Here is a 15,366-nt window from a genome sequence, read left to right as displayed (position 1 = left end):
AAAATTTGTAATTTAATTTAATTTACAGGAGAAAACCTCTATTGTGTCGAATTAATCTAATTTAGAAGGGAGTTTGGAAAATGAATAAAGAGAATCTATTAAAGAGCCTTCGACTTGCAACAAGAGGAAATTTCTTTTTAATCAACATTAAAAATCCCTTGGAAAATGATACAAATATGATTGAAAAACTAGCAAAGGAACTAGAACTAGATGGATTAATCAAACTAAAAGAGTGCACGCAGCTTGAAGATTCACTCTTTTTAAGTGGAATACTTAAATATGCATCCAATTAAATTGGATGCTTTTCGACGTTGAACAAATCGAATATATAGATACAAATAATTCAAAAAAACGGACCTATTTTTTTTATAAAAGTAAAGTCCTTTTTAAAATGTCGATCTTAGTCGACTTCAGTTATTCGATGATATTTGTTTATCCATTTTATTTGGGATATAATAATTTAAACCATTTTCTTTACCAAGATCCACGTTATATTTTACCCTTATTCTATTTATGAATAAGGGTTTTTTATATTATAATTTATAAAAAAAGTCAGACTCTACTTAATAGAATCCGACTTCTTTGAGTTAACTATGCTTTTTTAACATTAGTCGCTTGTGGTCCGCGTTGTCCTTGTCCTACTTCAAATGTAACTGCTTGACCTTCATCTAATGATTTGAATCCGTCAATTTGAATTGCTGAGAAGTGAACGAATACATCATCACCATTTTCACGCTCGATGAATCCAAATCCTTTTTCTGCATTAAACCATTTTACTTTACCATGTTCCATTTTTGTTACCTCCTAGTGCGATTTACACACATTGTTATATTTCAATATTAACAATAAATGTTAAGATAATCAAATTACTTAAATAAATATAAAATATCTGTATTTATTCAAAATAGGTTTCTTTCTATCTTAAGGATTTTTATTGGACTATTGCATACGATAGTTGAACAAGATCTTTACTTTAAACGAAAATGGTAATTTCATTTTGATTGTTTATTTATGACCATTTATTATCCCAATATCATTATCTATCCTTTTACAACTATTTTTTTCTATTGAATATTATCTTGATCGTAGGGTAGATAATAAGATAAAAAGGTGTTGTCAGAATGGATTTTCCTACTATTCAAACTAATTTTTGGGGCGCTATAATTGCAGTTCCACTAGTAATGGTGTTATCTCAACTACTAAAAATTAATAAAAAGTATGTAACTTTAATGCCTTAGTATTAGGATTATGCATTTCAGTTTTTATAAGTCATCGACACCATCTTATCGCTGGTATTTTTATGGGGAGGTTTTGTTCTAACTGTAGGATCCTTCTTTTTTTGAAAAACAAAACAATAGCTTGTATCTATACAAGCTATTGTTTTGTTTAATTTATTACATGAACAAATACCTTTGGTGTAATAACACTGATTTTTGTTTCTCGTTTTATTGAATCATTTGCCTTTGCAGATGCATAAGACATAATCGATCTAAACGAGAGAAATAAAGCAAGAATCGCTGATACATAGTATCCACTTGGTGGCAATATAAATGCAACTACAATTGATCAATTCAATATTGAAACAAAAAATGCTTAAAATTATTTTGAAGTACCAACTCTTAAGATGAAGACATCTTCTCTTAATGGTTCAATCCGCTTAGAAGGTACGCTCAATCCTGCTACAAACCAAATGAATTATAAAATTGATCAAACAGCTATAGGTGCCAAAATTACATTAACTTCGAATGAAGGGAAATTGATTAATGTTCCTGTAACATCGCCAAATGGTGGAATTGGAGTGGATGGTTTTAAAGCTGAGAGTAAACCTTAAACATTAACATTTGATGCACCTGGCCATTTTACGAAAAATGTTCAACTAGTTATCTCTGATCAAGTTCGAGGTGAAACTGTAGGTAGAACGGTCCGTTATTTAACACCAATATTGACTGCTGGAGACGCGAATAAAGATAATGTTATCGATGTGTTAGACGCGCTTCAAGTTCTGACGTACTTGAGTACAAATAAAGCATCAGCAGATTTTAACTTTGATAAGATAGTTGATGCAAAAGATATGAATTATGTTGTGAAAAACTTGATTGAGAAACAGTTCAGTTCCAAATGCACCAAAAGCAAAGTCATCATATAAAGGGGGGCACTGGAAAGTATTTTGACTCAGTTAGGATTAGAATAGTATGCGTATGTAAAGCGGGAAAAGTAAGTTGGAGAATATTTTCTATTAAATGATACTTTCTATTAGAAGAGTAATTAATAGTCCAATTAAAAGACCAAATCGTAATAGAATTGTCAGCAATACGAAGTTATATATTAATATTTCATATATTAATTATATGTAAAAAAATAATATTTCATCTTCAAAAACTAAATTTAGTCGTTAGTGATATTTAGAGTTCAATGTTTTAGGTCGGACAACTTTTTGTAAAAATCGGACATGAAAAGCTTCATTATTTGAGAAGAATTTTAAACTCAATAACAATTCACATAGGATCGAAAATGGGAAAAAAAATAACACCCTACCTCATCATCGACCATTTGTATTGCACATAAATTGCACAGACTTATTAGAAACAATAGAAATATAAGAATAACAATGAATAAAATTTCATCGCCCCATTGATTTATTAGACTTAATTGACCTAAAATATACATTAAAACTGAATAATCCTCACACTCTGTAATTGACAGGGTAGGGGTCGCTGGTTCAAGTCCAGTTGGGAACATAAAGATGAGAAGGCTCAAACCTAAGTGTATCAAGGGTTTGGGCCTTTTTTGTTTTCAATTATTTCCATTTTGTGTAGTGAATAGTATACATTGAAACTTCACATTTATACATTTTAAAAAAATTTTTATCAAATCGATTATCCGTTTTTTCTGCATTCTTCATTTGAATGGGAATATATACCAAGTGTGGGGAATCATTCATGTGGTCCAATGAACACCTATTAAAAAACTTTTTGTAAGCAGTTATTGAAACTGCTTACTTTTTTTATTTACAAAAAGGATTACTAAACTTTCATAAACTATGAAAACAGTTTTCATCCGAATATGATAGACAGGTATCAAAACATAGGGATTAAAACATAGAACATCATGCAAGAAAAATGGAACCGCTTTCTACAATTATATGAACAATTGGTAAAATAATGGATTCATTCGAGATTATAAAACTATTTTAGGAGGGTTAAAAATGCAAATTCCAATTAAGAAAACGCTTGATAAAATTCCAGGTGGTCTGATGGTTGTTCCACTTTTTTTAGGAGTATTAACGAATACTTTTTTCCCGCAATTTTTACAAATAGGAAGTTTTACAACGGCATTATTTAGTAAAGAGGCATCATCTACTATTTTGGCATGTTTTATGTTTTTAATTGGTTCACAAATTAATTTCAAATTAGCACCAAAGGCATTAAAAAAAGGTGCAATATTATTAACAGGAAAATTTATAGTGGGTGCAGGTATCGGTTTAACTGTAGCAATGCTTTTTGGGCCAGCCGGGATATTAGGGTTATCACCATTAGCTATCCTAGCAGCGTTATTAAATGCAAATGGTGGATTATATGCATCTCTTGCTTCATCATATGGTGACGAAACTGATGTAGGCGCATATGCTTTATTTTCTTTAAAAGATGGTCCATTTTTCACATTAGTTGCATTAGGTGCATCTGGTCTTGCCTCAATTCCTTTTCAAACACTTATAGGAGTATTAATTCCAATAGTAATAGGAATGATTTTAGGAAATATTGATTCTGATATGAGAAAGTTCCTTGGAAGCAGTAAATTATTATTAATCCCATTCTTCTCATTCCCATTAGGTGCTGGAATGAATCTTTCAACTATTATAAAAGCAGGAGGTCCTGGTATATTACTAGGATTAATAGCTGCATTTACTGGAGTTGGAGCTTATGTACTATTAAAGTTATTTAAAGAAAATCCTATCGTTGGTTTAGCAACTGGGTCAACTGCAGGGAATGCTGTAGCTACACCAGCTGTTGTTGCTGCAGCAGATCCAACTTTAGCTGCAATAGCACCAGGAGCTACTGCGCAAGTTGCAGCAGCATGTGTAATATCTGCAATAGTCTGTCCTATTATTGTTAATTATGTATTTAAAATGTCCGAAAAGAAAAAAGCTAATAAATCAATTGCAAGGGCATCATGACAATAAAGTGAAAATTTTCTGTAATGGCCATCATGCTTCAGAAGCTTTGAAGCCAATTTGAAAAAGAAACAAAGAAAAAGCAGTCAGCGGTTTCACTTTCTGCTTTTTTTAGTTACAAAAAAGGGTTTTTAGTTAAAAAAATAGTAGGATAAGGAAAATTTTATTAACATGGTTTCGGTATTGTCTAAAATAGCTAATTTAAGATAGAAGGAAGGAAACACCATGAATCTACTTGAGAGTGTACCTGAGAATGTTATTATAACTACAATAAAAGGAAAAGAAGTTCTCTCCAATCCTTTTTTGAATAAAGGAACAGCTTTTACGAAAGAGGAAAGGGAAGACCTTGGACTTGAAGGTCTGTTACCGCCACAAGTAATAACCCTTGATGAACAAGTTAATAGGGTCTATGAACAATATTCGATGCGGACGACCAATCTATTCAAAAATGGGCTGCTTTATGATTTATATAACCGTAATGTTGTCTTGTTTTACCGTCTTTTGAAAGAACACCTGGCAGAAATGCTCCCAATCATCTACACTCCGACTGTCGGCGATGCAATCCAAACATACTCCCATAGATACCGTCGCTCAGATGGCTTATATCTTTCCATTGATAATCCTGAGGGTATTGAAAAGGCATTTAATAATCTTGGAAAACCCAGTAATGGTATTGATTTAATTGTAGTGACCGACTCTGAAAGCATTCTTGGTATTGGGGACCAAGGGATAGGCGGTATTAATATTGCGATTGGTAAACTTGCCGTGTACACGGCTGCAGCTGGTATTGATCCAAACCGTGTTCTACCAATCGTGTTGGATGTTGGCACGAACAATGAGGCTTTGATTGCAGATCCTATGTATATCGGCAACAAATTTGCTCGTGTCCGAGGTGATCGTTATGATCAATTCATTGAGTTATTCGTTCAAACTGCAAGAAAGTTCTTTCCAGAGGTTCTGATTCACTGGGAGGACCTTGGCAACGTTAATGCGCGAAAAATCTTGGATAAATATGGTGACAAAATCCTTACCTTCAATGATGACATCCAGGGGACAGGTGCTGTTACTCTTGCTGCTATTATGTCTGCTTTGAAAGTAACTGGAGAATCCATGAAGGACCAGCGCATTGTTGTCTTTGGACCAGGGGCTGCCGGCATCGGTAACGCAGACCAAATGGCAGATGCCATGGTTCTAGAAGGATCGACTAGAGAAGAAGCCTTTGATCGTTTCTGGGCTGTAGACTATCGAGGTCTACTAACAGATGAAACACCAGATGTTTTGCACTTCCAGAAGCCTTATGCAAGAAAGGTGGATGAAGTTAAGGACTGGGATAAGAATGAGAAAGGGATCATTTCATTAATGGAAGTAGTTAAAAGGGTGAAGCCAACAATCTTGATTGGTACTTCTGGACAAGCCGGTGCGTTCACTGAAGAAATTATTAATGAAATGGCCAAGTACGTTGAACGACCTATCATCTTGCCTATGTCCAACCCGACTGCATTGACTGAAGCATTGCCGGAAAACCTGATAAAGTGGACCGATGGCAAGGCTCTAATTGCAACCGGCAGCCCGTTTGCCAATGTAGAATACAAAGGTGTTTCCTATGAAATTGGACAGTCAAATAACGCATTTGTATTCCCAGGTCTAGGTTTGGGGGCGATTGTTGCAAAAGCTGAAGTGATCTCAAAAGGAATGTTTGCAGCTTCTGCTTTTGCAGTTGCAAGTATGGCTGACACCAGTAAACCTGGAGCATCCCTGCTGCCATCTATTGAAAAGCTACATGTAGTCTCAAAATACGTAGCCATTGAAGTAGCCTATGCTGCTAAACACGAAGGAATTGCAAGAGCAGAGATTAAAGATGTTGAAAATGCGATTGAAGATGCAATGTGGAAAGCTGAGTATAAAGAAATTAAGAGTGTCGCTATAGAAGTATAGAAGTCAGTTTTACGTTGACTCCATCTTTACTTCTTTACCGTACCTTGCTTAACGCAAATCGTGGCGGATGAAAATTTACTAATAAGTTGATTAAATATAGAGACTGCAAAGCTCTTCTAGAGAGCATTGCGGTCTCTTAGTATGTAATGGATAAACCTAATTCATACTATAATTAAGCAGATAACTTGGAGGAGATTATGAAAAAGGGCAGATTTAGTTTACAAGCCATCATCATTATTTTTGTATGCCTTGTTGTCGCTTTGTCACTAGGTATAACCGATTTGCTAATCAGTAAGAGAATTACCTCCAGTGTGGAAGAGACACAGAAAGAAAAGGTACTCAATATTGCAAAGATAGTTTCTCTTAACCCGCAAGTGATTGGGTCTCTTGAGGGGAAAACAAATTCGACAGAAATAGAAGTTTTAGCTAATCAAATAAAAGATTTAACGTATGTTAACTTTATTGTCATCATGGATATGAAAGGAATCCGGCTTTCCCATCCAGATCCCAGTGAAGTTGGAAAGAGATTCAGGGGAGGAGATGAAGGACCAGTCCTTCGAGGGAAAGAGTATATATCTATCTCAAAGGGGTTTCTCGGCCCTTCCATGCGGGCATTTACACCAATAAAGAATTCAAAAGGAAAACAAGTCGGCGCTGTTGCGGTAGGGATTTCTTTGGAAAACGTAACGAATGCTGTACATAAAGGTCGGATGGGGATGATAATTGGGACAATAATCGGAATATTAATCGGGGTAACCGGTGCGGTGGTCTTGGCCAAGTTTATCAAAAAAATCCTATTGGGCCTCGAGCCGTTCGCTATTGCTAAACTGCTTGAAGAGCGGAGTTCCATGCTCCAGTCGGTGCGTGAGGGAATTATAGCCATTGACCAAGAAGGAAAAATTACCCTTGTAAATAGGGCTGCCCAAAAGCTTTTTAAAAAAGCTGGCCTAGAAGGGAATCCAAAAGGACTTAAAATAGAAGATTATTTACCTGAGACCCGCTTAACCCGTATTTTGCAGTCTGGAGAAACTGAGGTTGATCAGGAGCAGGATTTGCATGGGGTTACTATTTTGGTAAACAGGGTGCCGGTAGTGGTGGATAATCAACCGGTTGGAGCAATCGCTACATTCCGTGATAAAACGGAAGTTCAGTTATTGGCCGAACAGCTCACAGGTGTGCGCAATTATGCGGATGCCCTCCGTGCCCATGCCCATGAATTCATGAATAAGATGCATGTTATTCTTGGCCTTGTCCGTACAGAACAATACGATACACTTGCGAACTATGTGAGTGAAACGGTTAACCACCGGGAAATGGAAATGGGTTTTGTAACCAAGAATGTCCAGGATCCGGTTCTAGCAGGATTTTTGATTGGCAAGCTAAGCTTTGCAAGAGAATCAGGTGCAACACTATCATTTGATTGCTCCAATAAAATTCCCCAGTCTGTGAACCCAGGAATCACCCAAGAACTCATAACGATTATTGGAAATCTCGTTGATAATGCAATGGAAGCGATAGCAAACAGTCCTGTCAAAAAAGTTGACTTAAAGCTTGATTACGCAGAGGATATTTTAACAATCGAGGTTAAGGATACAGGTATGGGAATGACGAACGCAATACAAAATAAAATATTCGATAAAGGCTTCTCCACGAAAGGAGATAACCGCGGGGTCGGACTATATCTTTTAGCTCAGGGGATTGAAAGACTAGAAGGGGACCTAATCATTTCTTCTAAGCCGGGAAAGGGAACGAATTTTGCGGTGTATATACCTTATAAAGCAGAGGATGAAAAGGCATGATCAATGTAATGATTGTTGAAGATGACCCTATGGTGGCGGAAATCAATAAACAATACCTTTCTAAAATTGGTGGTTTCCGATTGACTACGGTAGCTAATTCAGTTGATGATGCTATCCTTTTACTTGGAAAGGAAGATATACAACTTATACTTCTGGATATTTTTATGCCGGGTAAACAGGGGTTAGAGCTATTGACGTACCTCCGGAAAAATGAACTTGAAGTCGATGTAATCATTATTTCGGCAGCATCGGATCTAGAGCGAATCAAAAAGGCATTAAGGTACGGTGTTGTCGATTATTTAATAAAGCCATTTGAATTTGAAAGGTTCAATGCTGCTCTTGTTAGCTATCAGCAAAAGAGCCGGTTTACTGATAAACTGGAAGCAGTCAGCCAACAAGAGCTCGATAATTATCTTTTACACAGAGATGAAACTGCAATAGTTGAAGAGCTCCCAAAAGGGTTGACTAAGGATACTTTAAAGCAAGTATGGGAAGCAGTTCAGGAATTGAAGGAGGTGCCGTTTTCCACCGAAGAAGTGGCAAATGTTGTTGGCATTTCAAGGGTCTCAGCGAGAAAGTATTTGAACTTCTTGAAAGATTTAGGAATCCTTAATGTCAAGGTTATATATGGGACCATCGGAAGACCTGTTTACCAGCATGAATATAACCAAATTAACGAGTACTTAATAAAAAACTTTCTGTAAGAGGTTTATTCCAAAAGTTTGTAGAAGCCGGTGGTTCTCGCTTATTTAGTTTGCTTAAGTATTAGAAAATAGATTAAATATTAAATAGAATATGGTAGCGTAGGTGCTTATGCCTGCGCTACCATCTTACAGATTAACCGAAGTAAAGGTCAGATGAGCTTTACTTCTAATTAAAAAAGCGCTGATTATATCAGCGCTAAAATTCATAAGTTTTGTTTACTCAGATTTCGCTGAGCAGCCATATAACTTCCAATTATATTTTGATAACCTGGAAGATTACTAGCAAGTAAATTACCAAAACCTTCGACATCGTTGCGCCAATCGCGTTGTAATTCGCACGCTACGCTGAACCAGTTCAAAAGTTGCACACCACTATGTGCCATTCGCGTATTGGCCGCATCTGCAACTTGTTTGCTAAAAGTGCCTGAAGCATCAGTAACAGCAAATACTTCATAACCAGCTTTTATAGCGGAAAGTGCTGGGAAAGCAACGCAAACATCCGTAACTACGCCAGCGATAATAAGTTGTTTTTTTCCAGTCTCTTCGATTGCTTTTACAAAATCGTCATTATCCCATGCATTAATTTGTCCAGGGCGAGCTATTTTTGGCGCGTTAGGAAAAAGATCAACTAATTCTTGCATTAGTGGTCCATTAGGCCCGTTTTCAAAGCTTGTTGTTAAAATAACAGGTAAATCAAAAAACTTAGCAGTGTGAGCAAGAGCCAAAACATTGTTCTTGAATTCATCAACACCATAGTCACGCACTAGACCTGCCATGAGACCAGTTTGATGATCCACTAAAAGAACGACAGCATCATCTTTATTAATACGAGAATAGAGATCAGACATTATGTATTCCTCCTAAAAATTAAGTAATCGATGAAAATATAAAGATGGAATATTATCAAATTTCTTCGTTTGTTACAATCAGTTTCTCAAAAATCAGAAAAAAGTTAGACTGATTTTTAAAATACTTGGTCCTTCTATTAATTTAAAACAGGAGCTTTATCTATCCAATTTATAAATTGTTGTAAATAACGATGAAGATATCGTTTTGTTCGTTCGTCAGTAAGTACTTTATGATCGGAATCAATTTTTTCATGTACTTGGGAAATCAGCATTTTTTGAAATGGAAGAACATGAGCTTGCATTGCTTCTAGTATTTCTCTAATTTGTATTTGAGCATAAACAGTACCTAATCCCCCAGGAGTTGCACCAATTAAACCAACCGGTTTTCTACTAAGAACAGCGGATTCCCGAGGTCTTGATGCCCAGTCCAATGCATTCTTTAATACGCCTGGAATTCCAGAATTGTACTCTGGACTTACAATGATGATACCATCAACGTCCTGTATAGCAGATTTAAATGATGTCACTGTTTCCGGAACACTTGTTTCTAAGTCTTCATTGAATAAAGGTAGCTCATTAATCTCGATCCAACGAAATTGATGGGAATCAGCCATCTCTGTTAATGATTGAGCAATGATTCGATTATAAGAGTTTTTTCGTAAACTACCACAAATAAGACCTATTGTTTTAGCCATATATATCCTCCTTTTGTCAAAATCACCCTAATATTACCATAATATACCAAAATGTAATAAGTGACTTTATACCTAATCTTCAGACTATTTAAATTGTAATCTAATCTATTAATTGATTTGAAATTTTTGGAATAATTTTACAATTTTAATAGAAGGTAATATAATAATCCTATAAACTTTTTGCAAAAAATAGTTTAAATGTTTTAGAGTAAAGAGTTTTTTTGATCAGAGAAGTAAGAATACAGGTTTAATAATGAAAATTCATGGGAGGAAATTTAGATGGCAAAATTTACTGTAGGTAATGAAAATCATGCTCCAATTGAACTTTATTATGAGGACCATGGTTCAGGGAAACCTGTCGTCTTAATACATGGTTGGCCCTTAAGTGGACGCTCTTGGGAATATCAGGTGCCAGCTCTTATTGAAGCAGGTTACAGAGTCATAACATATGATCGTCGAGGCTTTGGAAAATCATCTCAGCCGTGGGAAGGATATGAATATGATACATTTGCTTCTGATTTACATAAACTGTTAGAACATTTAGATCTTCAAAATGTCACACTTGTTGGTTTTTCTATGGGTGGAGGCGAGGTAGCTCGATACATTAGTACGTATGGAACAGATCGTATCGAAAAGGCTGTTTTTGCTGGTGCAGTTCCTCCTTATTTATACAAATCAGAGTATCATCCTGATGGTGCATTAGATGATGCAACAATTGAAGAATTCAAAAGTGGCGTGATTAATGACCGCATTGCATTTCTTGACAAATTTACGAAGGGATTTTTCGCGGCGGGTAATCAAACAGATTTAGTTAGTGAGCCATTCCGTTTATATAATCGAGATATTGCAGCTAGTGCCTCACCTAAGGGAACGCTAGATTGTATAACGGCCTTTAGTAAAACAGATTTTAGAAAGGACTTGGAAAAGTTCAATATACCTACTCTTATTATTCACGGTGACTCTGATGCAACTGTACCTTTTGAGTTAAGTGGAAAACGTACATATGAAGCCATTCCTGGTAGTAAGCTCGCTCTAATTAAGGGTGGTCCGCATGGGTTAAACGCAACTCATCCAAAAGAATTTAATGAAGCGTTACTAACATTTTTAAAAGACTAATTAAAATAGATTTTATATAAACGAAAAGAAGCAGGTCCTCGATTATTAAGGGCTTGTTTTTTAGTTGCAACATTAATCAAATGCCCTGGTACTGAAGGTCTTGTTGATATACTTAAATGTATTAATCAAATTTTTTTGATTAATATATTGCATTTATTTGGTACACTAACATATACTAAGTTCATCAAAAAAAATTGATGAAGGAGAAAGCATATGACTGAGATGACACAACAGTTCCACAAATATGAGCAGAAATTTAAAGCGTTGGCTGACCAGAAGCGTCTAGAAATCATGTATGAGCTTTGCCAAAGAGGTAGTACATGTGTATGCGATTTAACGGAAGAGTTCGATATGACACAATCAAAGCTTTCTTATCATTTGAAAATTTTATTAGACGCAGGGCTCATTGTAAAAGAGACGAAAGGTACATGGAGCTATTATGAATTGAACGATACAGAAGTTAACAGCATACTATCAGAAGAACTTTGTTGTATTTTTCGAAAATCAGATAACGGTAATCGTAACAGTAGTTGTTGCTAATTTTTTTTTGTCATTAAATCAAATTTTTTTGATTTAATAAATATAGGGAGTTATTCTATATGAAATATGTTCATGTGGGAGTTAAATGTAAAAAATTTAGAGGCATCAATCATTTTTTATCAAAAGATATTTGGCTCATTACCAGTGAAAGAAGGATATACGAAATTTTTGTAGAAAATCCTGGGCTGATTTTTACGCTGAATGTTCGTGATTAAGTTAAGGGAAATCAAGTAAACCACTATGGTTTCCAATTTGAAACAACTGAAGAAATTTTAGCTCATAAGAAGAGAATAGAAAAAGAAGGTTTCTGCGCACGTGAAGAAATGGATACAACTTGTTGCTATGGGTACAAGATAAGTTTTGGGTAACAGATCCAGATGGAAATGAGTGGGAGTTCTTCTATACAAAAGCAGATAGTGAAGTCCACAGCATAAAAGATGAAAGCTGTTGTGTAACAACTTCTCCTTCAACGAATCAATGCTGTTAAAAAGTCCATAAGGTTAGATACGAAGAAATTGGAAGGGTATTTAAAGATGTTAAAGTATTATTTTTATCATTAATTCAAAACTGGCTAATTGGTCCATTATTGATGTTTTTATTAGCAATTATTTTTTTAAGAGATTATCCAGAGTATATGGTTGGTTTAATAATGATTGGTTTAGCGAGATGTATTGCTATGGTAATTGTATGGAACGATTTAGCTGATGGAGATCGAGAATATGCTGCCGGATTAGTAGCATTCAACTCAATTTTTCAAATGATATTTTTCTCTGTATATGCATACTTTTTCGTTACAGTTTTACCAAAAGTATTAGGATTAGAAGGAATGGAAATTGATATCACAATGCCAGAAGTTGCAAAATCAGTATTCATTTATTTAGGAATCCCTTTCTTAGCAGGATTATTAACAAGAATAATCCTTGTTAAAGCAAAAGGCAGAGAATGGTATGAAAAAGAATTTATTCCTAAAATTAGTCCATTAACACTAATCGCATTGCTGTTTACAATCATTGTGATGTTCTCATTAAAAGGAGAAGTTATTGTTGAACTTCCTTTAGATGTTGTCCGTATTGCTATCCCTTTATTAATTTATTTCATTATTATGTTCTTTGTATCGTTCTTCTTAGGAAAGAAATCTGGAGCAAGTTATGGGGTATCAACCACATTAGCTTTCACCGCTGGAAGTAATAATTTTGAATTAGCAATTGCAGTTGCAGTTGGAGTTTTTGGAATTAATTCTGGAGCGGCTTTTGCAGCAGTTATTGGCCCACTAGTTGAAGTGCCTGTAATGATTGCATTAATTAATGCAGCATTGTGGTTAAGAAGAAAGTATTTTGCAAAAGAAACAACAAGATAAATTTTAACAAAGGTGGAAAAAACATGGCAGACAATAAAAAAACAATTTACTTCTTATGTACTGGAAACTCCTGCCGTAGCCAAATGGCAGAAGCATGGGGGAAAAAATATTTAGGAAATGAATGGACTGTTTTATCAGCGGGTATTGAAGCTCATGGTGTAAACCCTAATGCAGTTAAAGCGATGGATGAAGTAGGGATCGATATACGTAATCAAACTTCAGATATCATTAAAAATGACATTTTAAACAGTGCGGATTTAGTTGTTACATTATGTGGTCATGCTAATGACGTTTGCCCAGTAACTCCTCCAAATGTAAAACGTGAACATTGGGGATTTGATGATCCTGCTGGTCAAGAGTGGAAAGTATTTCAAAAAGTACGTGATGAAATCGGTGAACGTATTAAGAAATTCGCTGAAACTGAAGAGTAAAATAAAATATCATCATTAAGTTTATTTGTATAAAGTTAAAAGGATACCATAGTATTTTGGTATCCTTTATTTAATTGATTAATAATGACGTGTTTTTTATAAACATCGTTTAGTAAATGAATAAACTAAATAAAATTTTCGATAATAGCTAATGGCTACTTGTTCAGAAAAAATGGTTGGGCATACTTTTTATAATAACTTCATATAACTTCAACGATTGTTATCAAGAGGTTTTTTGTTAGATTGCTATGCACTTTAGTCTTAAAAAAATATTTTTTATTTTTTTAACAGCTTGATAACCTCACTACTTAGTGTTACTATGTAATGGTACTAAGTAATACTGAATATCTGTAATAATAAATAGTTGAAAATGTTTATAAATTTTTTTAAAAAATCCGTTCACATTTTCGCTACCCAGTAATACAATATACTATTACTAAGTAATACTGAATATCAGTCACGCTAGATAGCTGAAAAGAATTCATGTGAAAATTATCAAATGAAATCCTTGCTCCATAGTCTATTTAGATATTTTTTTTATCCAGTACTAAGTGACACTGAATATCTGTATTACTAATTAGCTTGAGAAGTGGTTTTATGTATTCAAAATAGGCCGAAAACTATTTAACCAAATATTAAAGGGGGTGTAAGCAATGGAAAATTTAACAGAAATGCTCAAAGGTTCATTAGAAGGATGTGTACTTGAAATCATAAGTCGTGGTGATACTTACGGCTATGAGATTACTCGACTCTTAAATGATTTAGGTTTTACAGAGGTTGTCGAAGGTACAGTCTACACAATTTTGATCAGGCTGGAAAAGAAAGAATTGGTAAATATTGAGAAAAAACGTTCTGAAATGGGCCCACCTCGAAAGTTTTATTCATTAACGGAAGCTGGTCATGAGGAATTACAGCAATTTTGGAAAAAATGGGATTTTGTTTCATCGAAAATAAATAGCTTAAAAGGGGAGAAGTAATATGAAGAAATTTATAGAGCTAATCATTGGCGATCTAGAAAGCAAGAAGGAATACAAAGCATTTATGAAAAAAGTAAACGCCCTTCCGAAAGATTACGCATTTGTGTTCAAAAAAATTCAAAAATACATGTGGAATTTTGGATATGGATTTGGTGAAGAAATCATTAATTTGTATGAACTGTTTGAAGCAAGTTCAGCAGAAGGCAAGCATGTGCTAGATGTTACCGGTGAAGACGTGGCGGCATTTGCTGACGAATTGATGGCTCTCTCAAAACTAGAAGGAGAATCGGCAAGTATATTAGGAAGGCAAGTAGATATGAAAAAAGACATCGAGAGTAGAGTAGAACAGCAAGTAAAAATATGGACGAATAAAAAATAATGTAGGGGGCTAAATATCATGATAAATTTTATCAAAAAGATACTTGATGACAAAAAAGAATACAAAGAAATGATGGCGCGTGTGGAAGCTTTGCCAGGAAACTACTCAGAAGCCTACAAAACAATCTGCAACTATATGTGGAGTTTTGCCTCTGGAAGTGGCATGGATATGCTGAGAATCCAGTACGATCTCATTGATTTATTTGAAGCTGGTGCGGCAGATGGCAAAGACGTATTAGAAGTGACAGGTGAAGACTTGACAGCATTTGCCAATGGACTTACCGATCAAGCGAAAAGATGGGATGATAAGTTACGCAATAATTTGAACAAAAGCATTCTAGATCGTGTTGGGAAGAAGAAATAAGCGTCTTAAATACCTTTTTGGAATACTAGCTATTCAGTTAGATTTTGAACA

17 protein-coding genes and 3 pseudogenes are annotated in these 15,366 nt (G+C 35.0%); 16 read left to right on the top strand and 4 right to left on the bottom strand.

Annotated elements, in window-relative coordinates:
* Window positions 1–80 precede the first annotated feature (80 nt).
* Entirely contained in the window at window positions 81–293 is a 213-nt protein-coding gene (locus CN946_RS06015; RefSeq protein ID WP_098860313.1) for a hypothetical protein, read from the top strand.
* A 298-nt stretch (window positions 294–591) separates the two neighbouring features.
* On the opposite strand, the gene CN946_RS06010 is transcribed toward CN946_RS06015, so the two are convergent.
* Window positions 592–792 carry a cold-shock protein gene (locus CN946_RS06010; RefSeq protein WP_098860312.1) on the bottom strand — a complete coding sequence of 67 codons (201 nt, stop codon included), beginning with the start codon at window positions 790–792 and terminating at the stop codon, window positions 592–594.
* A gap of 329 nt (window positions 793–1,121) precedes the next feature.
* On the opposite strand from CN946_RS06010, the pseudogene CN946_RS23720 reads away from it, so the two are divergent.
* Window positions 1,122–1,390, top strand: a pseudogene (locus CN946_RS23720) (hypothetical protein).
* Here the strand turns inward: CN946_RS23720 and CN946_RS23320 are convergent.
* Window positions 1,387–1,545 carry a hypothetical protein gene (locus CN946_RS23320; protein ID WP_176547222.1) on the bottom strand — a complete coding sequence of 53 codons (159 nt, stop codon included), beginning with the start codon at window positions 1,543–1,545 and terminating at the stop codon, window positions 1,387–1,389. The pseudogene CN946_RS23720 and the gene CN946_RS23320 sit on opposite strands and share 4 nt — an antisense overlap.
* Before the next feature lie 79 nt (window positions 1,546–1,624).
* Between CN946_RS23320 and CN946_RS06000 the strand changes: the two genes are divergently transcribed.
* The 6 genes from CN946_RS06000 (at window position 1,625) to CN946_RS05975 (ending at window position 8,609) form a co-directional block, all read left to right on the top strand.
* Window positions 1,625–1,831, top strand: coding sequence for a hypothetical protein (locus CN946_RS06000; RefSeq protein ID WP_098860311.1), 207 nt, complete (start codon window positions 1,625–1,627; stop codon window positions 1,829–1,831).
* 111 nt (window positions 1,832–1,942) lie between these two features.
* Window positions 1,943–2,146 carry a dockerin type I domain-containing protein gene (locus CN946_RS23960; RefSeq protein WP_098860310.1) on the top strand — a complete coding sequence of 68 codons (204 nt, stop codon included), beginning with the start codon at window positions 1,943–1,945 and terminating at the stop codon, window positions 2,144–2,146.
* A 1,059-nt stretch (window positions 2,147–3,205) separates the two neighbouring features.
* Complete coding sequence (locus tag CN946_RS05990; RefSeq protein ID WP_098860309.1) at window positions 3,206–4,174, top strand: 2-keto-3-deoxygluconate permease; 969 nt, start codon at window positions 3,206–3,208, stop codon at window positions 4,172–4,174.
* Window positions 4,175–4,396: 222 nt separating this feature from the next.
* Window positions 4,397–6,106, top strand: a complete 1,710-nt coding sequence (locus tag CN946_RS05985) for an NAD-dependent malic enzyme (RefSeq protein ID WP_098860308.1) — start codon at window positions 4,397–4,399, stop codon at window positions 6,104–6,106.
* Window positions 6,107–6,303: 197 nt separating this feature from the next.
* Complete coding sequence (gene dcuS, locus CN946_RS05980; RefSeq protein WP_098860307.1) at window positions 6,304–7,905, top strand: DcuS/MalK family sensor histidine kinase; 1,602 nt, start codon at window positions 6,304–6,306, stop codon at window positions 7,903–7,905.
* Window positions 7,902–8,609, top strand: a complete 708-nt coding sequence (locus CN946_RS05975; RefSeq protein WP_098860306.1) for a response regulator — start codon at window positions 7,902–7,904, stop codon at window positions 8,607–8,609. Before dcuS ends, CN946_RS05975 begins: the two co-directional genes overlap by 4 nt.
* Window positions 8,610–8,812: 203 nt before the next feature.
* Here CN946_RS05975 and ycaC read toward each other — a convergent pair whose 3' ends face one another.
* Together ycaC and CN946_RS05965 are read right to left on the bottom strand one after the other, a co-directional pair.
* Window positions 8,813–9,457, bottom strand: coding sequence for an isochorismate family cysteine hydrolase YcaC (gene ycaC / locus CN946_RS05970; RefSeq protein ID WP_098860305.1), 645 nt, complete (start codon window positions 9,455–9,457; stop codon window positions 8,813–8,815).
* 137 nt (window positions 9,458–9,594) lie between these two features.
* A complete protein-coding gene (locus CN946_RS05965) occupies window positions 9,595–10,152 on the bottom strand; it encodes an NADPH-dependent FMN reductase (protein ID WP_098860304.1) in 558 nt (185 codons plus the stop codon).
* A 279-nt stretch (window positions 10,153–10,431) separates the two neighbouring features.
* Here CN946_RS05965 and CN946_RS05960 point away from each other — a divergent pair, with 279 nt between their 5' ends.
* The 8 genes and pseudogenes from CN946_RS05960 to CN946_RS05925 all read left to right on the top strand — a co-directional run bounded on the left by CN946_RS05960 (window position 10,432) and on the right by CN946_RS05925 (window position 15,315).
* Entirely contained in the window at window positions 10,432–11,268 is an 837-nt protein-coding gene (locus CN946_RS05960; RefSeq protein WP_098860303.1) for an alpha/beta fold hydrolase, read from the top strand.
* A 222-nt stretch (window positions 11,269–11,490) separates the two neighbouring features.
* The gene (locus CN946_RS05955) at window positions 11,491–11,808 is read left to right on the top strand and encodes an ArsR/SmtB family transcription factor (RefSeq protein WP_098860331.1); all 318 of its coding nucleotides are present in this window, start codon (window positions 11,491–11,493) and stop codon (window positions 11,806–11,808) included.
* Between the two features lie 59 nt (window positions 11,809–11,867).
* Window positions 11,868–12,295: pseudogene (locus CN946_RS05950) on the top strand (ArsI/CadI family heavy metal resistance metalloenzyme).
* A 9-nt stretch (window positions 12,296–12,304) separates the two neighbouring features.
* Window positions 12,305–13,165, top strand: a pseudogene (arsB, locus tag CN946_RS05945) (ACR3 family arsenite efflux transporter); the annotation flags it as partial.
* 23 nt (window positions 13,166–13,188) lie between these two features.
* Complete coding sequence (gene arsC / locus CN946_RS05940; RefSeq protein ID WP_098860301.1) at window positions 13,189–13,596, top strand: arsenate reductase (thioredoxin); 408 nt, start codon at window positions 13,189–13,191, stop codon at window positions 13,594–13,596.
* A 653-nt stretch (window positions 13,597–14,249) separates the two neighbouring features.
* On the top strand, window positions 14,250–14,573 hold the full coding sequence (locus tag CN946_RS05935) for a PadR family transcriptional regulator (protein ID WP_098231526.1): 324 nt from the start codon (window positions 14,250–14,252) through the stop codon (window positions 14,571–14,573).
* A 1-nt stretch (window position 14,574) separates the two neighbouring features.
* The gene (locus CN946_RS05930; protein WP_098860300.1) at window positions 14,575–14,952 is read left to right on the top strand and encodes a DUF1048 domain-containing protein; all 378 of its coding nucleotides are present in this window, start codon (window positions 14,575–14,577) and stop codon (window positions 14,950–14,952) included.
* 18 nt (window positions 14,953–14,970) lie between these two features.
* Complete coding sequence (locus CN946_RS05925) at window positions 14,971–15,315, top strand: DUF1048 domain-containing protein (RefSeq protein WP_097976037.1); 345 nt, start codon at window positions 14,971–14,973, stop codon at window positions 15,313–15,315.
* The last annotated feature ends 51 nt before the right edge of the window (window positions 15,316–15,366 follow it).

Origin of the sequence: Bacillus sp. AFS053548 (genome assembly GCF_002575105.1) — a bacterium.
Lineage (GTDB): Bacteria > Bacillota > Bacilli > Bacillales > Bacillaceae_G > Gottfriedia.
The sequence above is the reverse complement of the archived record's forward strand: the minus strand, read 5'-3'. Positions and strand labels throughout refer to the sequence as shown.